At 64.1% G+C, this 19,169-nt stretch carries 18 protein-coding genes, 1 tRNA gene and 2 pseudogenes; 17 read left to right on the top strand and 4 right to left on the bottom strand.

All coding sequences use genetic code 11. The features are described 5' to 3' along the window. Positions 1–28 precede the first annotated feature (28 nt). From ndhC to nuoD, 6 genes are all read left to right on the top strand, one after another. Entirely contained in the window at positions 29–472 is a 444-nt protein-coding gene (ndhC, locus tag M9921_06575) for an NADH-quinone oxidoreductase subunit A (protein MCO5296504.1), read from the top strand. Beyond that, positions 472–1,071, top strand: a complete 600-nt coding sequence (locus tag M9921_06570) for an NADH-quinone oxidoreductase subunit C (GenBank protein ID MCO5296503.1) — start codon at positions 472–474, stop codon at positions 1,069–1,071. The genes ndhC and M9921_06570 overlap by 1 nt, the downstream gene beginning before the upstream one ends. Before the next feature lie 397 nt (positions 1,072–1,468). Beyond that, a complete protein-coding gene (locus M9921_06565; GenBank protein MCO5296502.1) occupies positions 1,469–2,359 on the top strand; it encodes a prepilin-type N-terminal cleavage/methylation domain-containing protein in 891 nt (296 codons plus the stop codon). Between the two features lie 1,417 nt (positions 2,360–3,776). Beyond that, complete coding sequence (locus M9921_06560; protein ID MCO5296501.1) at positions 3,777–3,953, top strand: hypothetical protein; 177 nt, start codon at positions 3,777–3,779, stop codon at positions 3,951–3,953. An 84-nt stretch (positions 3,954–4,037) separates the two neighbouring features. Beyond that, the gene (locus M9921_06555) at positions 4,038–4,715 is read left to right on the top strand and encodes a hypothetical protein (GenBank protein ID MCO5296500.1); all 678 of its coding nucleotides are present in this window, start codon (positions 4,038–4,040) and stop codon (positions 4,713–4,715) included. A 195-nt stretch (positions 4,716–4,910) separates the two neighbouring features. Continuing rightward, entirely contained in the window at positions 4,911–6,125 is a 1,215-nt protein-coding gene (nuoD, locus tag M9921_06550; protein ID MCO5296499.1) for an NADH dehydrogenase (quinone) subunit D, read from the top strand. On the opposite strand, the gene M9921_06545 is transcribed toward nuoD, so the two are convergent. After that, positions 6,122–7,693, bottom strand: coding sequence for a hypothetical protein (locus M9921_06545; protein ID MCO5296498.1), 1,572 nt, complete (start codon positions 7,691–7,693; stop codon positions 6,122–6,124). The genes nuoD and M9921_06545 overlap by 4 nt on opposite strands. Between M9921_06545 and M9921_06540 the strand changes: the two genes are divergently transcribed. The 6 genes and pseudogenes from M9921_06540 (at position 7,692) to M9921_06515 (ending at position 11,164) form a co-directional block, all read left to right on the top strand. Continuing rightward, on the top strand, positions 7,692–8,312 hold the full coding sequence (locus tag M9921_06540; GenBank protein MCO5296497.1) for an NAD(P)H-dependent oxidoreductase subunit E: 621 nt from the start codon (positions 7,692–7,694) through the stop codon (positions 8,310–8,312). The genes M9921_06545 and M9921_06540 overlap by 2 nt on opposite strands. 295 nt (positions 8,313–8,607) lie before the next feature. Then, positions 8,608–9,456, top strand: a complete 849-nt coding sequence (locus tag M9921_06535) for a prepilin-type N-terminal cleavage/methylation domain-containing protein (protein MCO5296496.1) — start codon at positions 8,608–8,610, stop codon at positions 9,454–9,456. Between the two features lies 1 nt (position 9,457). Further along, positions 9,458–9,676 (top strand): hypothetical protein, encoded by a 219-nt coding sequence (locus tag M9921_06530; GenBank protein MCO5296495.1) that lies wholly within the window; start codon positions 9,458–9,460, stop codon positions 9,674–9,676. Positions 9,677–9,882: 206 nt separating this feature from the next. Then, a complete protein-coding gene (locus tag M9921_06525; protein MCO5296494.1) occupies positions 9,883–10,731 on the top strand; it encodes a prepilin-type N-terminal cleavage/methylation domain-containing protein in 849 nt (282 codons plus the stop codon). Position 10,732: 1 nt separating this feature from the next. Next, positions 10,733–10,951, top strand: coding sequence for a hypothetical protein (locus M9921_06520; protein MCO5296493.1), 219 nt, complete (start codon positions 10,733–10,735; stop codon positions 10,949–10,951). Positions 10,952–11,089: 138 nt separating this feature from the next. Continuing rightward, positions 11,090–11,164 (top strand): annotated as a pseudogene (locus M9921_06515) (prepilin-type N-terminal cleavage/methylation domain-containing protein). Positions 11,165–12,006: 842 nt separating this feature from the next. Here M9921_06515 and nuoF read toward each other — a convergent pair. Further along, a complete protein-coding gene (gene nuoF, locus M9921_06510; protein ID MCO5296492.1) occupies positions 12,007–13,314 on the bottom strand; it encodes an NADH-quinone oxidoreductase subunit NuoF in 1,308 nt (435 codons plus the stop codon). 76 nt (positions 13,315–13,390) lie between these two features. Between nuoF and M9921_06505 the strand changes: the two genes are divergently transcribed. The 3 genes from M9921_06505 to M9921_06495 all read left to right on the top strand — a co-directional run bounded on the left by M9921_06505 (position 13,391) and on the right by M9921_06495 (position 15,296). Next, a tRNA-Arg gene (locus M9921_06505) sits at positions 13,391–13,466 on the top strand. Between the two features lie 68 nt (positions 13,467–13,534). Continuing rightward, complete coding sequence (locus tag M9921_06500; GenBank protein MCO5296491.1) at positions 13,535–13,969, top strand: hypothetical protein; 435 nt, start codon at positions 13,535–13,537, stop codon at positions 13,967–13,969. A 118-nt stretch (positions 13,970–14,087) separates the two neighbouring features. Then, the gene (locus M9921_06495; protein ID MCO5296490.1) at positions 14,088–15,296 is read left to right on the top strand and encodes an ABC transporter permease; all 1,209 of its coding nucleotides are present in this window, start codon (positions 14,088–14,090) and stop codon (positions 15,294–15,296) included. Positions 15,297–15,341: 45 nt separating this feature from the next. Here the strand turns inward: M9921_06495 and M9921_06490 are convergent, their stop codons facing one another. Together M9921_06490 and thrS are read right to left on the bottom strand one after the other, a co-directional pair. After that, a complete protein-coding gene (locus M9921_06490; GenBank protein ID MCO5296489.1) occupies positions 15,342–15,704 on the bottom strand; it encodes a prepilin-type N-terminal cleavage/methylation domain-containing protein in 363 nt (120 codons plus the stop codon). 307 nt (positions 15,705–16,011) lie between these two features. Beyond that, positions 16,012–17,826 (bottom strand): threonine--tRNA ligase, encoded by a 1,815-nt coding sequence (thrS, locus tag M9921_06485; protein MCO5296488.1) that lies wholly within the window; start codon positions 17,824–17,826, stop codon positions 16,012–16,014. Between the two features lie 110 nt (positions 17,827–17,936). On the opposite strand from thrS, the gene M9921_06480 reads away from it, so the two are divergent. Further along, the gene (locus M9921_06480; protein MCO5296487.1) at positions 17,937–18,773 is read left to right on the top strand and encodes a hypothetical protein; all 837 of its coding nucleotides are present in this window, start codon (positions 17,937–17,939) and stop codon (positions 18,771–18,773) included. Positions 18,774–18,897: 124 nt separating this feature from the next. Continuing rightward, positions 18,898–19,125, top strand: a pseudogene (gene rpsR, locus M9921_06475) (30S ribosomal protein S18). Positions 19,126–19,169 lie beyond the last annotated feature (44 nt).

Below are 19,169 nucleotides of genomic sequence, written 5' to 3'. Positions count from 1 at the left end.
TCCGTGGCGCGGTGGGTACACTTTCGGCGTGCTCGAAGGCTATCTGGGCGTTCTGTTGCTGATCGCGGTCGCGGCCTTGATCTCCACCGCGATGGTCACGCTGAGTTGGGTGCTCGGCCCCAAGAAGGTCACCCCCTACAAATCCGCGCCCTACGAGTGCGGCGTCGAGCCCGTCGGCGACATCCACGAGAGGTTCCCCATCAAGTTCTATCTCGTCGCGATGCTGTTCATCCTGTTCGACATCGAAGTCGTCTTTCTCTGGGGCTGGATGACGACGTTCCTGCCCGCCGCCAGGGCCGGCGACACCACGTACGTGGTGTTCAGCTTCTTCGAGATGCTGCTCTACATGTCCACGTGGGTGCTCGGCTACGTCTATGCGATCCGCGTCGGTGCGATCAACTGGGACGAGACGATCTCGCTTCCCGAGCGCACGCGGGCCCAGGGCGAGGCGGACATGGCGGTGGCGAGCTGATGGCCGCCGAAGCGCCCCTCGACCGGATCGAGATCGACAAGGTGCGCGCCCGTTTCGGCGACGCTTTGCTCAAAGTGAAGGAGTCGCGCGGCGATTTGTTCCTGTGCGTGCGGCGCGAATCCGTCGCCGACGTGCTCGCGCTCCTCAAGGAAGACCCCGAGCTGCAGTACGTCTACTTCAGCGAGTGCCTTGGCGTGGACTACAGCACGTGGAAGCACGAGCGGGATTTCGTCGAGCGGTTCGAGGTGGTTTACAACCTCATGTCCCTCAAGCACGCCTCGCGCGTGTTCGTGAAGGTCGGCGTGGACGACGGCCAGACGGTCCCCACCTGCAAGCACGTGTTCCTCGGCGCGGAGTACCCCGAGCGCGAGGTGAACGACCTGTTCGGAGTCGTGTTCGAGGGCAACGAGCAAGACCAGAGGTTCCTGCTTCCCGACGATTGGGCGGGCTACCCCCTTCGGAAGGAGTACCCCCTAGGAGGAGAGGACGTCCTCTTCGACAAGGGAGACCGCGGCCCGGCCGTCGAGGACATCGCGCGCCCCCACGCCGGCGAGAGTTTCGAGGGCAAGACGGGGTCCGACGAGGTCTCGGGCAGGTAACCGACGCGGCCCTGGTGGGGCATTGGACCCGCCGCAGTCCGCCTATCGTGGACTTGCGCCCATTGCATGACCCTTCCCTTCGCCCCAGGACGTTCTCCTTGCTTTGAACCTAGTGTAGTGTCTCAATAATCTCAGGGCAGCGAGGCCCCGGTTGGGCCCTCCGGGCCCCTCGCCCCTCTGGGGGAGAGGGGTGCCTCTTGCGCCTTTCGCCACGGCCCGCTGGGAAACTAGTGAGACACTACACTAGACTCCCCACGCGTTCGGCCAACCCCGCCGATCGTGTGAGGAACTTCATGGTTCGGTTTTGGAGATGTTGGAGGAAATCCCCTGTTGGAAATCCCGTGACTTGCTGTACAGTGAAATCGTCTCAAGTGTCATAAGGAGGAATCCAGCAATCATGCGAAAAGCCTTTACGCTTATCGAACTCCTCGTGGTCATCGCGATCATCGCGATCTTGGCCGCGATCCTCTTCCCCGTGTTCGCTCAGGCGAAGGAGTCGGCCAAGGCTGCTTCCGACCTGAGCAACGTCAAACAGTTGGCCACCGCGGTCGCGATGTACGACGCGGACTACGACGATCTCATGCCCCTCGGCCACGGCATCAACCCCGCCACCGGGCAGATCGGCTACAACTACGGCAAGTACGTTCCAGCGGACTGGGCGTCCACGCCCACGCCTCCGGAGCGCGTGGACTACTCGCGAACCTTCGTGATGAACACGATCCAGCCGTACGTGAAGAACGACGCGATCATGGCGGCTCCAAGCCAGTCCGTCTACGTCTATCAGCCGACCGTGCCGGTGGCTGCAGGCAAGATCAAGGGCACGACGACCTATGCGTACAACGGGTTCCTGCACGGTTGGAGCGCCACCGCGGTCGCTTCCCCGTCCAACCTCCCGCTGTTCACCGCGGCGAACGGCAACCGGGTCGGTCTCGGCACCGGCTTCGCCAATCCGGCCCTGGCTTGCCCCACAGCGGGGCAGCCGTGCGTTTACACGCCGCGCGGCAGCACGGGCTGTTCGACGGCTAACGGCGGGAACGGGGCAACCGGTGGTTTCTACCTGACGTTCGAGTACCCGGCCAGCTCGTACTGGCTGTACAAGGGCGGGCAGAACTGGTCGATGACCGATACGCACGCCAAGTTTCGACGCGTCGGGGCGACGATCGCTCCCGGAGCGACCGACTACCGCACCGATCCGTGGACCAACTACACGGCCACCGGCAGCGCCAACAGCTACTGGTGGAATCTCTGCCACGCTTGGCTCTTCCGACCGGATTACGACTTCAGCTAGGAGTCGTCGTCCAAGTCCCGGGGGTCCGTCAGGGCCTTCGGGGCTATTGGTGTTTGGATCCTGGCTCCAATCGAGGCCCGATTGTCCCCCGACTAGATACTCGCATACCAGTGACCAACCACCAGAAACACAGGGCGGATCGGGGGTTGGAGGCTAGAGCGGTTGTGCATCACCAGCCTATTCGCAAGACCGTGCTCTCATGCGAAGAGCCTTGACGCTCATCGATCTCCGCCCGGACATCGCGATCATCGCAATACTCGCCGCGATTCTCTTTGCAGTGGCTGCGCAGACGAAACGGTGGGCCCAAGCCGCGCCCGCCCAAGAAACTCAAACCGATGACCACCGATGTGGCGGTGTACGAAGGGCCCACGACCAGCTTATGCCTCTGGCCACGGCACCAACCCTGCCAGCCAACTACATGGCAGTAAATGCACGAAGCACGTGCGGTTCGGTGGTCCATTACCCCTGTCGGCTCATCCCTTGTCACACTTTGCGCGTTCAACCAGATCATGACTTCAGTTACGAGAGTCACTCATCGTGCCAGCCCCGGGAGGGGGCGGGGGGAGCGAGCAGGACTCCGGGCGGTCCACTTTGATGTCCAGCCGGTGCCGTTTCCGGTATGCAGCCACCGAGGACAGTCGGATCACCCACGTGTGGCATCGTTTCGTTCGTCCAGATTCCGTGGTGGAGTGCACACGCGATGATTCGAACTCTGATCTGTGAAGATTGGCTAAACAACTATTGACATAGATATGTTGGTGGTTATATGATAATGACCGTAACATCCTGCTGGCCGACGTCATGCGGGAGGTACTGGAGAACAGCGTATGTACAGAAGAATGGTGTTTTGTTGCCTCGCGTGTCTGATCACCGCGGTCTTTGGCATGGTGTCCCGGCGAGTTTCTGCGGTAGATATCTGTGAGCCATGTACGAGTGAGACGCTCTGCGCGGAGGCCACCCTTATTGGCGACTACTCTGGAATTCGATATTCCGGCTCTGCACTGGGAACCAATTGGTACTGTCGCTTTTATCAGTATCGAGTCTGGCAGTGTCCTGGAGGAAACTACATCTGTATCCCGTTTGGGAAGTACGACGAGGTCTATCTCGAGGAGCCACCTGACAATCCTCTGTGCCAACCATAGTTGCCTAGGGGTCTGAGCGAGGAGCTACTCAGTGGCCAACACCGCCACTTCACCGTATGGACCGGAGCAAGTTGTCCGCTCCAGGCCGAGTAGTACATCACGTGACACTCTGAGGACGGATTCTGTGGTCCATCCTCTCGATGGGTCATGAATGCATGTCTACGGGACAGTGCGCCGTTCCGTGTTCATCGAGGGCATTGCACCGAACACTTCTCCACCTGCAGGCTGGTGTCAGATCAAGATGACCGCCTCGTATGGGAGGTAAATTCCACAAGATGAAACACCTGCTTGTATTCCTTGCGCTTCTCAGCCTTGGTTTGGTAGCCATCGGGTGTGGCGGCGGCGACGAACCGACGACGGAGACCCCGACCGTCAATGGCCAGAAACCGGATCCGTCGAACCCCGGCGACAACAACACACCAGGAGGGGCCGCGTCCCAGACTCCCCTCTAAGTTGATACGGCCCTCGCCCCCTGGAACCGTGGGCCGGGCCCCTTCCAGGGGGAACCTTGACTTGGCATCCTGAGAGGTGACGCCATGAGATCTGCCCACGCTTTCGCCCTGCTCGGCCTTCTTCTGCTCGCGGCGGGTTGCGCCTCCTCGGAGGAAGACGAGGCGCTGGCGCGCATCCGCAACCGCCCCGCGCCAGGCTTCGTCCGGATTCTCAATCTCACCGACCAATCGTTCAAGGTGATGTGGACCAACTTCACGCTCGACGAGCACGTGGGTTTCGGCACGGCCTCGATGTTCCGGCCGATCGGCTCCGGCAAGAAGCAGACGATCGCCCTCCTCGTGGACGACAAGCCTGCGGCATCGTTCGAGGTCGAAGTGCCTACCGACGACCGCGTAACGCTGGTCGTCTACAACGACGGAGACGCGATCGCCAGCGAGGCCGTGGTCGGCGACGCGACCAAGTGGGGGCCCGGCCCGAACGTCCAGGTGCACTTCGTCAACCTCGACGGCAGCGCGCCCTCCGGTGAGATCTCCCTCTCGGGAGCCGGATCGTTCACCGTGGACCCTCCGACCCAGACGCTCGAACTTCCCGCCGGGGAGTACACCCTCGCCGGGAACGGCTTGGCCGATGCGGTCGGCGGCAGGATCGAGGCGAACGCGATGTACTCCGTGTACGTCGTCGCCACGCCCGACGGCAAGAAGCACGCATTCCTCGTACGCAACACGTCGACGGATCGACCGGCAGCCTCGGCCAGCTCCTAACGGGACCGGGTGCCCCTCGCCCGTCCGGAGCACGCCCGTCCAGCGGGCGTGGCACCCACGTGCACCCACCTGTCCGGGGCACGCCCGTCCGGCGGGCGTGGCACCCACGTGCACCCACCTGTCTGGAGCACGCCCGTCCGGCGGGCGTCGCACCTCCAGGTAACATCGGATTGCCTCTGAGCGGGCTTCAGACCCATGGCCAAGACCTTCCTTCCCAGCACCGAGACCGTCTTTCAGCGAACCGGCGAAAACACGATGGTCGTCAACATGGGGCCCCAACACCCCTCGACGCACGGCGTGCTCCGCGTGATCTGCGAACTCGAGGGCGAGACGATCATCGCGTGCAAGTGCCAGATCGGTTACCTCCACACCGGCATGGAGAAGGAAGCCGAGTACCAGCAGTACCACAAGTGCGTCGTGATGACCGACCGCATGGACTACCTCAACGCGAACGGCAACAACCTCGCCCACGCGTTGGCGGTCGAGAAGCTGTTGGGATGCGAGATTCCCCGCCGAGCCCAGTATCTGCGGGTCATCCTCGCCGAACTGAGCCGCGTCGCCTCGCACTGCGTGTGGCTGGGAACCCACGGCTTGGATCTTGGGGCCATGACGCCGTTCTTCTACATCATGCAGCAGCGCGAAGAGATCCTCGATCTGTTCGAAATGTTCTCCGGTGTGCGCATGATGCCGAGCTGGATCGTCCCCGGCGGGCTCCGCGGCGACATGCCGGAAGGGTTCGAGCCCAAGCTGCGCAGCTTCCTCAAGACGTTCCCCGGCGAACTGGCCGTGGTGGAGAATCTCCTCGTCGAGAACCCGATCTGGAAGGAGCGGACGCTCGACGTGGGCATCCTCAGCGGCAAGCAGGCCCTGGAGCTGGGCTGCTCGGGGCCGATCGCCCGAGCGAGCGGCGTGCCGTGGGACCTTCGTAAGAGCAACCCCTACTCGTGCTACGAGGATTTCGACTTCCAGGTCCCCGTGGGCTCGAACGGAGACGTTTACGATCGGTTCCTCGTCCGCATCGCCGAGATGAAGGAGAGCTGCCGCATCCTCGAACAGGCCATCGACGGGCTTCCCGAGGGCGGCTGGGCCACTTCGGACCGGAAGATCGCCCCTCCCCCGCGAGCGGAACTCGACTCGTCGATGGAGTCGCTCATCCACCACTTCAAGCTCTTCACCGAGGGCTACCACCCGCCGGTGGGCGAGGCGTACGCGGGGATCGAGGGCAGCAAGGGCGAACTCGGGTTCTACGTGATCAGCGACGGCACGAACCGGCCGTACCGGTGGCACGAGCGCCCCTCGTCGTTCATGAACCTCAAATCCCTCGAGGTCCTCGCCATCGGGCGGCTGATCGCCGACGTGATCGCGATCATCGGCTCGATCGACATCGTGCTGGGCGAGATCGACCGCTAGCCGAGACCGAGGGCCTTGGACAGGGCCTGCGCACGGGCGGACTTCCCTTCCCGAAGCTCGAGCACGGCCAAGGCGACCTGCGCCCCCTCCCGGTCGTTCAAAAGCCCCGCCAAGATTCCCGCGAGAAACATCGCGTCGGCCTTGCGGCCTTCGTCGTCCCCGGCGAGGAGGAGCGGAAGCAACCGGTTGTACTCCTCCGCCACGGCCTTGAGCGCCGCCTCGTCGGGGGCGCGCCGCGCGGCGATGGTCGCCAGTGCCAGCGAGCGCCAGAGCACGAGAGACTCGCGATCGATTCTGGCCACGGCGATTCCGGCTTCTTCGTACGACCCCACTTCGAAGAGAAACTTTGCCTCGATCTGGGTCACGGTCGGTTCGTCGAGCAGGGCGCGTGCCGAACGAACGAACTCGAGGCCGGCTTTCCAATCGCTGGTGGAGGCGAAGAGCACGACCAACGGCCACGCCAGGGCCTTGCGCAACTCCGGACGTTCGGCGCCCGCCTCCCAAGCGGACCGCAGCGCCTTAAGCGCACCCGCGTCGTCGCCGAGAACGGTGAACCGGAGAGCGCCGCCCGCCACAAGGGCGGCCAACCGCTGGTCGGGCTGGGCGGCCGCCTGCTCCAGGGCGGCGATTTCGGCGGCCAGCATCTTCTGGAAACCCTCGGCGGCCGAAGGGCCGGGGGCGCCAAGCGCCGCGGAGCCGACGACCACTTCGGCCAGGGCGTCGAAATCCCCCGTCTTGGAGGCACGCTGGAACGCCTGGTCGTGCAACCCGAGCATGGGCGCCCGCACCTTCTCCGCCCACTGGTCCACCGTCGCGTTGAGGAGCGTGTCGAGCATCGTGAGCGTCGTCTGCAGGTTCTTGCAGCGCAGCCACACGCGGTACTCGTCGAGGTCCTGGGGCGATGCGTCGAGCTGTCGGTCGAGGTCGGCCGCCAGCGAGTCGATCGTTCCTCGGACCCGGGTGATCGCTTCTGCGGTGGCCGTCGGCACATCCCGCATGATCTTGCCGACCGCCAAGACCGCCATCGGACTGAGGGCCCACCCCTCCCCGGCGGCGGGGCCCAAGACCTCGCCCAGCACGCGCTCCACTTCGAGCTGCGCGATCGCGACCCGAGCGCGCCGATCCGCGAGCGACGCCCCCGTCAGGGAAGCGTAGGCGGAGGACACGTCGTCGATGCGTCCCAGAACCGCCTCGGCGGCGACGCGGTCCTGCGCGCCGGGGTTCTTGCCAAGCGACTCCTCGGCCAGGGCGCGGGCCGCGTCGCGATCCGTGGTGCGCCACAGGAGTTCGAGGGTTTCGGGCAGCGTGCGCCGCGCGCCCTTCGAGCGCAGCTCGGCGAGACGCGCCCCTTCAAAGATCCGGTTGAGCGCGCCGAGATCGAGCTCGTACGGGACGGCGAAATCGGGAAAGGCGATCAGGGCGTGCAACGCATCGGGCGACTGCCCGAAACAAGGGCGCGCCGCGAGGAGACCGAGCACCGCCAACACGACACGCACCACCATGACTACCGATTCGTACGCGCGCGCGGGCCGGGAAGTGACCGCGGACGGTAAACTGGCGCGGTCCATGAGCGAACTCCTCCGCATCGGCGGCGTCGACGGGCGACCCAAGGCCCCGGCTCCAGAAACTCTCACCCTTCGATTCTCCGACGCGGCGGTCCACGAGCTCGACGCGCTCAAGTCGCACTACCCCGAGGTCAAGGCGTGCATCCTGCCCGCGCTTTGGATCGCGCAGCGCGAGTACGGCGGCAACCTGGTGCCCGAGGCCCTGGCCGAAGTCGCCTTCCGATTGAACCGCAGCTACGCGGAGATCGAAGGGGTCGCGACGTTCTATTCCATGTACAACGTCGTGCACAAGGCGGGCAAGCACAAGATCGAGGTCTGCACGTGCCTTTCGTGCCACCTGTGCGGCGCCTACGGGATCTACGAGCACCTGAAGGCAAAGCTCGGCATCGGCCACGGAGAGACCACCGAGGATGGCATGTTCACCCTCGAAGAGGTGGAGTGCCTCGACGCGTGCGACCGCGCCCCCGTCCTCCAGGTGGGCGACCGGTATGTCGGGCCCGTCGACGAAGCCGCGGTCGACCGCCTGCTCGCCGAGCTGCGCGCCAACCCCCAATCCACGGTCGTCCAACTGGCCGACGAGATCGTGCAGACGCACCTCGCCCAACACGAACGCGCCCGCTGAAGGGAGCGCTCCACGCCCCGTCGGCGTAGAAGGGGAGGAACCACCCAGGGCCGTTCGGTCGAGCGACCGTCTGGGCGCCTCGTGACAAATCGATAGTGTTGTCTACACTATTGCTTTCTGTTACATGGTCGGAGGCGGAAAACGGAAACCACGCGCGGGCTTGAATTCCAATTCGGCATCCAAAACGAACCTTTTGGCGCTAAGGCGCGTCAAAGGAAATGGTAGGGCACCCTATCCTTGCCTTCATCTTTGGTTCATTTGTTTAGCGTGCCTTACGATATCTACTAGGAGAAACATGAAACGAAAAGCGTTTACCCTCATTGAACTGCTCGTCGTGATCGCGATCATCGCGATCCTGGCGGCGATCCTGTTCCCCGTCTTCGCCCAGGCCAAGGCTGCCGCGAAGAAGATCAGCTCGCTGAGCAACAACAAGCAGATCGCCCTCGCGGCGATCATGTACGGAGGCGACTACGACGACGCCATCCCGCTGCTCATGAACGGCAGCTACACGTACATGACGAACCCGACCGCCACCCAGCGGACCGACTCGTGGGTTTGGGAGATCCAGCCCTACATCAAGAATCTGGGTCTGATGGTCGATCCCAGCGCGACGGACACGAACAACATCTTCGGCTCCGGGCCCTACGCCTGGTACCGCAACCAGAACCTGTTCCCGTACTACGCGCTGAACTTCCTGTTCCTCAGCCCGTGGCCCAACTGCGACGTGGCCGAGTCGCGCAGCTTCACCCAGGCTCAGCTCCCGGCTGAGACGGTGTTCTTCGTCGAGTCGCGCCACCCCAACTACCAGAACACGTACGGTTACTACACGGCCGCCGCGCCGGGCATGTACCCGATCCTGCTGCCGCACCCCGTGTACTGCATCTATCTGGACACGGGCTGGTCGAAGCTGAACTCGACCGGAATGGGCGGCGTGCCGGCCGGCACCCCGTACACCGGCGAGACGGCGTTGCGCCATCAGGGCGGCAACAACGTCGCCTGGATCGACGGCCACGCCAAGTACCTGAAGGACACGGCTATGGCCGCGGGCACCAACTACTCGACCAACCCCGACCAGGCCACCACGGCCATCACCGACAAGTCGGTCTATCTGTGGAACCTGGACGACAACTACTACGGTGGCTAAGATGAACAAGCTCGTCTGGTTGGCTGGAATCCTTCTGGCCATGGGCACGGTGATCGGCTGCGGGCCCGAGCCCGCACCGCCTCCCGCGGCGACTTCGGCGAACAGCGGGGGTATTCCCCCCGGTACGAAGAAGTCGGAAGCGGGCGGCGTGCAGGGGGCTCAAGCCGCCGATGCGATGCCTGCGCCGGATTGGGCCAAGACCGGAACGCCCACGGGCTGACGGTCGTTCGCCGCTGAAACAGCCGAGGCCGTCGCTTCCCTTGGGGGGAGCGGCGGCCTCTTTTTTCGCGTTTCGCTTCAAGCCCCCGCGGCCACGGGCCCCCTTGGCATTTCACTTTTCCTGCGTTATAATGCTCGCTGGAGGCACCCCATCTGGCTCTCATTCATTCAGAAATCTGAGTGCCTCATCATTCAAATAGGAGAAACATGAAACGAAAAGCGTTTACCCTTATTGAGCTCTTGGTCGTCATCGCGATCATCGCCATCCTTGCTGCGATCCTCTTCCCGGTCTTCGCCCAGGCGAAGGCGTCCGCCAAGAAGATCAGCTCGCTGAGCAACAACAAGCAGATCGCCCTCGCGGCGATCATGTACGGCGGCGACTACGACGACGCCATCCCGCTGCTCATGAACGGCCACTACACCTACCTCACGGGTCCCACCGCCACCCAGCGGACCGACTCGTGGGTCTGGGAGATCCAGCCCTACATCAAGAACCTCACGTTGATGGTCGACCCGAGCACCAACGACCCCACGAACATCTTCGGCACCGGACCCTACGCGTGGTTCCGGAACCAGAACCTGTTCCCGTTCTATGCGTTGAACTTCCTGTTCCTCGCCCCGTGGCCCAACTGCGACGTCGGTGAGTCGCGAAGCTTCACCCAGGCCGAAAAGCCGGCCGAGACGGTGTTCTTCGTCGAGTCGCGACACCCCAACTACCAGAACACGTACGGCTACTACACGGCCGCCGCGCCGGGGATGTATCCAATCATCGCCCCGCACCCCGTGTACTGCATCTACTACAACACGGGCTGGTCGAAACTGAACTCGACCGGAATGGGCGGCGTGCCGGCCGGCACCCCGTACACCGGCGAGACGGCGTTGCGCCATCAAGGAGGCAACAACGTCTCTTGGATCGACGGCCACGCCAAGTACATGAAGGACACGGCCATGGCCGCGGGTACCAACTACGCGACCAACCCCGACCAGGCCACCACGGCCATCACCGACAAGTCGGTCTATCTGTGGAACCTGGACAGCAACTACTACGGTGGCTAAGATGAACAAGCTGATCTGGTTGGCTGGAATCCTTCTGGCCATGGGCACGGTCGTCGGCTGCGGACCCGAACCCGCACCGCCTCCCGCGGCGACTTCGGCGAACAGCGGGGGTATACCCCCCGGTACGAAGAAGTCGGAAGCGGGCGGCGTGCAGGGGGCTCAAGCCGCCGATGCGATGCCTGCGCCGGATTGGGCCAAGACTGGGACGCCGACAGGCTGACGAGTCGAACGTCTGACAGCACTTGGCTGGGCGCCGCAACCCGAAAGGGGAGTGGCGCCCTTCTTCTTTTGCACCCCCTGTGGCACGGATGTTGCAGCCTCCCCACTCCACTCGCACACCGCGGAGGTCAACAAACACATGAACCATCGAAAGGGTTTCACCCTCATTGAACTGCTCGTCGTGATCGCCATCATCGCGATCCTCGCGGCGATCCTCTTCCCGGTCTTCGCCCAGGCCAAGGCCTCCGCGAAGAAGATCAGCTCGCTGAGCAACAACAAGCAGATCGCGCTCGCCGCGATCATGTACGGCGGCGACTACGACGACGCCATGCCGCTGCTCATGAACGGCCACTACACCTACCTCACGAATCCCACCGCCACCCAGCGGACCGACTCGTGGGTCTGGGAGATCCAGCCCTACATCAAGAACCTCACGTTGATGGTCGATCCGAGCACCAACGACCCCACGAACATCTTCGGCACCGGCCCCTACGCGTGGTTCCGAAACCAGAACCTGTTCCCGTTCTACGCGTTGAACTTCCTGTTCCTCAGCCCGTGGCCCAACTGCGACGTGGCCGAGTCGCGCAGCTTCACCCAGGCTCAGCTCCCGGCTGAGACGGTGTTCTTCGTCGAGTCGCGTCACCCCAACTACACAGCCACCTACGGTTACTACACGGCCGCCGCGCCGGGCATGTACCCGATCCTTCTGCCGCACCCCGTGTACTGCATCTATCTGGACACGGGCTGGTCGAAGCTCAACACTACGGCTCCCGCCGGTTCGATCGCGGGCCAACCGTACACCGCTGAGACCGCGCTGCGCCACCAGGGCGGCAACAACGTCGCCTGGCTCGACGGCCACGCCAAGTACCTGAAAGACACGGCCATGGCCGCGGGCACCAACTACGCGACCAACGGCAACCAGGCCACCACGGCCATCACCGACAAGTCGGTCTATCTGTGGAACCTGGACGACAACTACTACGGCGGCTAAGCCCACGCCGAAGCACCCCAGAACGCGGGGCTCCGAATTCGGAGCCCCGCGTTTTTGTGGGAGCGTTACACGGGGGCCATGGCGGCGGTCTCCGGTGAATCGACCACGCTTCGTCCGTGCTTGATGAAGTACTCGAACTCCTCGGGGAACACCCGCAGGGCGCCGGCCACCGGCCACGCCGCGGCGTCGCCAAGTCCGCAGAACGAACGCCCGTCGATCTGCGAACACACGTCGAGCAGGAGCTGGATATCGCCCTCCCGACCGCCGCCGTTGCGGATGCGGCGCAAGATCTGTTCAAGCCACTTGGTGCCCTCGCGGCACGGCGTGCACTTGCCGCACGACTCTCTCGCGTAGAAGAGCGCGGTCCGCCAGATGAAGGTGACGATGCACGTGTGCTCGTTGAGGAACATGCATCCGCCCGAGCCCACCATCGACTGCACGTCGGCCATCTCCTCGTAACCGAGGATCGCGCGCTGCGTCTGCTCGGCGTTGAGGATGGGGACCGAGCTGCCGCCCGGCACGCACGCTTTGAGCGCGCCGCCTTTCATGCCGCCCGCCAGCTCCAACAGCTCCATGAGCGACGTTCCAAACTCGATTTCGTAGTTCCCTGGCTTCTCGACATGGCCGGACACGGAGAAGATCTTCGTGCCGCGGGAATTCTTTGTGGATGCGCCGAGCGAGGCGTACCACTCGCCGCCGCGGTCCACGATGAACGGGGCGCAGCAGTATGTTTCCACGTTGTTGATGACCGTCGGGCACTCCCAAAGGCCGGCGATCGTCGGAAGAGGGGCGTGGGGAAACTTGAGCCGTGGCATGCCGCGCTCGCCCATCAGCGAACTCATCAGCGCGGACTCTTCGCCGCACTCGTATGAGCCGGCGCCGAGATGAAGCTGAATGTCGAACGAGAACGTCGATCCCAAGATCCTCTCGCCCAGGTATCCCGCTTCGCGCGCTTCATCGATCGCCCGCCGCATCGACCGGGCGGCATCGACAAACTCGCCGCGGATGTAGATGTAGCCCACGCGCGACCCCGTGGCGTAGCCGGCCAGGCTCATTCCTTCGATGAGCTGGAAGGGACAGCGCTCCATCAGCTCCTTGTCCTTGAACGTCCCAGGCTCGCCCTCGTCGGCGTTGCACAAAATGTAGTGCGGCTTCGCCTCGTCTTTGGGGATGCCGTTCCACTTGATCCAGGCGGGAAAGCCCGCCCCGCCGCGGCCGCGCAAGCCGGACGCCTTGACCTGGTCGATCACGGCCTGGCGGTCCCCTTTCAGGGCCTTGGCGAGCGCCGCGTAGCCCCCCGTCTTCTTGTAGCCGTCGAGAGTGCCATACGCGTCGTCGTGCGCATGTTCGAGGAGGAGTTTGTATTCGCCCATGGATTCAATGCGAGTCTACTTGATCGCCCCGCCGGTCCGCGGGGTCCTCGGGCGAAGGGTATTCTGAACGGGCCGTGCGGCTGTAGCTCAGTGGATAGAGCGCTTCCCTCCGGAGGAAGAAGTCGGGGGTTCGAATCCCTTCAGCCGCGCCAATTTCAGTTTGTGGTTTGTGGTTTGTGGTTTGTGGTTGTTCGGGAGTCGGTCGGATATAGTAAGGGCGATGAGAATTCCACGCGGGTTGATCGCCCTTCTGATTTGCATTCCCCTCGCCTCATGCGGCTCGAAAGAGGAGTCCACTCCCGCCGCGGGCACGGCGACGAAGGCCCCCGAAGCACAGTCGGCTGCGCCCGAGCCGAGCGCCGCCGCCCCGAAGGAAGCCACCGCCTCGATCGACGAGTTGAAGCAAGCCTACGAAGCCGCGAAGCCCAAGGACGAAAAGGCGCCCGAGGATCCGAAGGCCCTCATCCAAGCGACCAACGCCTACGCCTATGCGGTGATGATGGACGATGCGATCCCGCCACGCGAGAAGTATCCGCTGTCCCTCAAGCTGTACCGCGAGTCGCAGAAGCTCGATCCGAACGATGCGGAGTCCGCGAAGTGGGTGAAGGAGATCGAGGACATCTACAAGTCGATGGGCCGCCCCATCCCCGAGTAGCAACTGTTCCGCAAAGCCGACGCCGAGGGCCCGAGGACATCCGCCTCCGTGGAGTCCAGACGCATGGATCGCCGCCACCCGCTCCCGCATCGGCGCGCATCCCCTTCATAATCTCCGCATGGCGGCGATGCGCACCAACTTCCAGGCCGCCGTTCGAAGCCTCCGGGAGCAGAGGCAACGCTCGATCCTGAGCGCTCTGGGCATCACGGTCGGGGCGATGGCGATCATGCTGCTGGTGAGCATCGCCCGCGGGGTGCAGGAGGATATCGGCGGCCAGGTCGAGGATCTGGGGATCAACCTGCTGGTCGTGCTTCCCTTCCGCGCCGACGACGACACGCTCTTCATTCCCAACGCCGCCGGCCTCAGCTACCTCAAGATCGAAGACCTGGAGCGCGTTCGCCGCGTGCCGGGCGTGCGGATGGCGACCCCGTTCACCTTCGTGGGAGGCAGCATTCGCCGGGGCGAAAAGGACAGCCCCTCGACCCTCGTCCTCGCCACGGGGCCGGAGTGGTTCTCGATTCGGCCCACCGAGATGGAGGAGGGACGCCCCTTCTCCGCATCCGACGAAACCCAAGACGTTTGCGTCATCGGATCGATCGCCAAACAGAAATTGTTTCCCGACGAAACCGCCCTCGGCAAGAAGGTGGAGATCAACGGCGTTCCCCACACGGTCGTCGGAGTGACCGCGGATCCCAAAGCCGAAGCCAGCCTCTTCTCCGCAGGCTCTTTCGCCAACGTCGCGATCGTCCCGTTCGCCTCGTTCGCCGCTCGCAATCCCGAGCCCCAGATCCACCGGTTCATGGTGCAGACCCAGCCCGACGTCGAGCCGGGGCCGCTCGTCAAGGCCGTCGAACGCGCCCTCGGGGAGCGCCTCGATCCCGCGATGTACTCGGTGAAGACCCAACAAGATCTTCTCAAACTCGTGTTTCGAATCCTCGGGATCCTCACGTGGCTCCTCACCGGCCTCACATCGATCGCGCTGTTCGTGGGAGGGGTGGGCATCATGACCGTGATGCTCATGTCCGTGGGGGAGCGCGCCAAGGAGATCGGCGTGCGCAAGACCGTGGGCGCCCGACGTTCCGACGTGTTCGTGCAGTTCCTGTTCGAGTCGCTCCTGCTTGCGATGCTTGGGGGCGTCGCAGGCATCGCTTTGAGCTACGCGATCTGCCTGTGCCTCGCTCAGTGGACCCCCATCAAGCCGCTGATCGAGGCGAAGACCGTGTTCCTGGCGGTGGGAACGTGCACGGGGGTTGGGGGAGTGTTCGGACTGCTTCCCGCAGTGCGGGCCGCCCGCCAGGACCCGGTGGTCTCGCTGCGGAACGAATAGTGGTTGCCCCTTCTCCCCCAGAGGGGCGAGGGGGATCTGTTCTCGCTAGTCGATCGCGTGCGGGAACGTGGCGGCGCCAGCGAGGGAACACGTGGGAGCCGTGCCGATCGGCTGGATCACGTAGGTCCCGCCCGCGGGGCAGGCGGGGAACGCGCTGCCCTTGAGGTACACGGGCCACAAGTTCGCTTCGGTAACCGGAGCACCCGGCGGCAGACGGTGCTCCGCCGCATAGAACTCCTTTGCCCCATCGATTTCGCGCAACTGCGTCATGCACACCTTCTGGTGCGCCTTGCCACGCGCGGCGTACCACTGGGGAACCGCAATGGCGAGGAGGATCGCAAGGATCAGGACCACCACCATCATCTCGACCAACGAGAATCCGGCGCGGGAGTTCGTTCTGGCAAGCATCGGTGCAGGCAAACGCAACAACGATGCCAAACTCGCCCCCCTCTGGGAGTGCGCGGATGAAATCGGCGAACTCCCAAACTAGTGTAGTGTCTCACTAGTTTCCCAGCGGGCCGTGGCGAAAGGCGCAAGAGGCACCCCTCGCCCCTCCGGGGGAGAGGGGCTGGGGGTGAGGGGTCCGGATCGCTGGAATTGAAGCTGAAACCGCGCCAAAACGGGCCCCTCACCCCAACCCCTCTCCCCCGGAGGGGAGAGGGGCCCGGAGGGCCCAACCGGGGCCTCGCTGCCCTGAGATTATTGAGACGCTACACTAGAGCTCCCCAGCCACCCGGGCGAGGAACGCGTCCAACGTCATCGCGCCCAGATCGCCCTCTTCCCGGGAGCGCACGCCGACGGTCCCGTTCTCGATGTCCCGATCGCCGAGGATCAGCATGTAGGGAACCTTCTGCATCTGGTTCTCGCGAATCTTCTTGCCAAGCGTCTCGCGGCGATCGTCCACGCTCACGCGCAGCTTGGGGCCGGACGCCGGGGATTCGTAACCCCGCAGCTTCGCGGCCAGGCACTCGGCGTACTCGAAATGGCGATCGGCGATCGGCAGCAGCGCGACCTGCACCGGTGCCAGCCAGAGCGGAAACGCCCCCGCATACTGCTCCGTCAAGAGCCCGATCATCCGCTCGAGCGACCCGAACGGCGCCCGGTGGATCATCACGGGGCGGTGCGGCTTGCTGTCCTCGCCGATGTACTCCAGTTCGAAGCGCTCGGGCAGGTTGTAATCCACCTGCACCGTGCCCATCTGCCAATCGCGGCCCAGAGCGTCCTTGATGATCAGGTCCAGCTTGGGTCCGTAAAACGCGGCGTCGCCGACCGACACCTCGTACTCCATGCCCATCTCTTGGCACGCTTGTTCGATTGCGGCCGTCGCGAGCTTCCAGTTGTCGTCGTGCCCGACATACTTGTCCGAGGCTGGATCTTTCGTGCCCAAACGCGCCCGATAGTCCGTCAGACCGAGCTTCTTCAGCACCGTCATCATCAGGTCGACGACGCCCTTGAACTCTTCGAGAAGCTGGTCGGGGCGCACAAACAGGTGCGCGTCGTCCTGCGTGAAGCCGCGCGCGCGCAAGATGCCCGTGACTTCCCCGCTCTGCTCGTACCGGTGCACGGTCCCGAACTCGGCGTAGCGGATCGGGAGGTCCCGATACGAGCGCATCTGCGCCGCGTAGATTTCGATGTGGAACGGGCAGTTCATCGGCTTGAGGATGAACGTCTCCTTCTCCTCGTCCTCCATGAACGGGAACATCTTGTCCTTGAACGTGAGGATGTGCCCGGACTTCTCGTACAGTCGCTGCGACGCGATCTGAGGCGTCACCACGGGCTCGTAGCCGCGTTTGAGCTGCTCGCCTTTGAGGAACTCCACCATCGTGTCGCGCAGCGTCGCGCCCTTGGGAAGCCAAAGCGCGAGGCCCGGTCCCACGCGCGGCGAGAACATGAAGAGCCCCAGTTCTCTGCCGAGGATCCGGTGGTCCCGCTTCTTGGCCTCCTCGAGGTTGTGCAGGTACGTCTCAAGCTCCTGCTTCGACTCGAACGCCGTCCCGTAGATGCGCGTGAGCTGTTTGTTCTTGACGTCGCCGCGCCAGTATGCGCCGGCGAGCGACATGAGCTTGAAGTGCTTGAGCTCCGCCGTGTTTTCGATGTGCGGCCCGCGGCACAGGTCGATGAAGCGGCGTTCCTTGCCTTGTTTGTCCACGGCCTTCTGGTCGTAGAAGCTGACGGGCTCGCCCTCGGGGACCGCTTCGAGCAGCTCGAGCTTGTACAGGGCCGTCTCCTCACCCTGCCCCAGGGTGCACTCCTCGAGGATGATCGAGCGCGCCTCGTCGCGGTCCTTCGCCACCTTGCGCTCGATGGGCTGTTTGAGGTTCGCCAGCTCGCGCATGCGGTGTTCGATCTTGGCGAGGTCCTCCTCGCGGATCGGCTCGGGCGGATCGACGTCGTAGTAGAAGCCGTTCTCGATCGGGGGGCCGATCGCGAGTTTGACGCCGGGAAAAAGCTCGGTAAGGGCCTGCGCCATCAGGTGGGCGGCGGAGTGGCGGAGCTTGTAGAGATGCGATGTTTCGTAGTTGGAATTCATAAGGCAAACCTCCCAGACCAAGGGATCGAGTTGTGTCGACGAGTCCCCATTATAGCCCAGCCTCTCCGGAACCTAAGGCGCCTGGATCGCGTCGTACGTTCGTGGTGCCTTTGCGACGCCTTCTCGGCCTGCTCCTTGCGACGACTCTGCCCGCCTGGGCGGCCGCACAGCCGTTCACGCCCGACGCGGCGGTCCAGCAGGCGTTCGCGGCGCTTCGGCCCACGTGGAACCTCTGGCTTCGCTTGGACGGCTCGGACACCGTGGGCTCAAAGGTCACGGCCCTCGCCACCGACGTCTACTGGTCGCGAACGACCAACGCGTCGGGCCAGATCGTGACCCGCCTCGAGGCCCGTTCGTACCGGAACGGCTCCCTGGCGACCCGCCTCGTCGGCGACGGGGTCGTCTTCTGGCGCTACGACGCCGCGGCCAACACCTACGGGGCCAAGCCGTACGGCAACTACGACGGCTCGATGCCGCCCTCCTACCTCTCCGATCTGCTCCAGACCTTCACGTCGGTCGCCAACGGGACGGACGGCTACCTGGCCCGCCTTCTGCGGGAAGCGTGCGGCGGAGCCACGGCGACCTTCACGCGTTGGATGCCGGCGGACCTCGCGCCCCTGCTGCACACGAGCGGGAGCCTGCAGGACCCCATCGTGCCGTGGCGCACCTTCGACGCCACGCCCAAGCTCGAATTCGCAATCTACCGTGCGGCTCTGCCCGGCTCGGACCGCGTGCTGGCGTTCGAACTGCAGCGCGATCCCGACCCCAATCCTCCCAACTACCGGCTGGGTGCGATCTCGTACGCCGAACGGGGCTTGGTGGGCAACCGCGCCCACGTCGTCGAGTGGAGGATCGAGGCGAGGCCCAACGCCATCCCCCCGACCGCCGATTTCACCTTCACGATCCCCGCCGGCGCCAAACCCGTCGTGTTCCGCTCCGCGCGCTAGAGTGCCTCCGTATGCTAGAATACGGCCTGACTCCGTGTGAGTGTTTGGACCAACGATGAGCGAAGACATCAAAGATAAAGGCGACGGGCGCAACTCGTATCCCCGCGACAAAGACGCGGCGGGGATGGGTGGCGACGACCGACGTTTCAAGAACAAGCGGCGCCGCAAGGTCAGCTACCTGACCATCAACAAGATCGACACGATCGACTACAAAGACGTGGCGTCCCTCAAGCGATTCATCAACGATCGCGGCAAGATTCTGGCAAGCCGGCAAACCGGCAACACCGCGAAGCAGCAGCGCATGATCGCCTCGGCGATCCGGCGCGCCCGCGAAATGGCGCTCATCCCGTTTGTGGTCGCCGAAATGGGTGCCGATCGGCGCGATTACGGCCCTCG

This window comes from Fimbriimonadaceae bacterium (assembly GCA_023957775.1).
GTDB lineage: Bacteria > Armatimonadota > Fimbriimonadia > Fimbriimonadales > Fimbriimonadaceae > JAMLGR01.
This window is presented reverse-complemented; position numbering and strand designations above follow the sequence as displayed.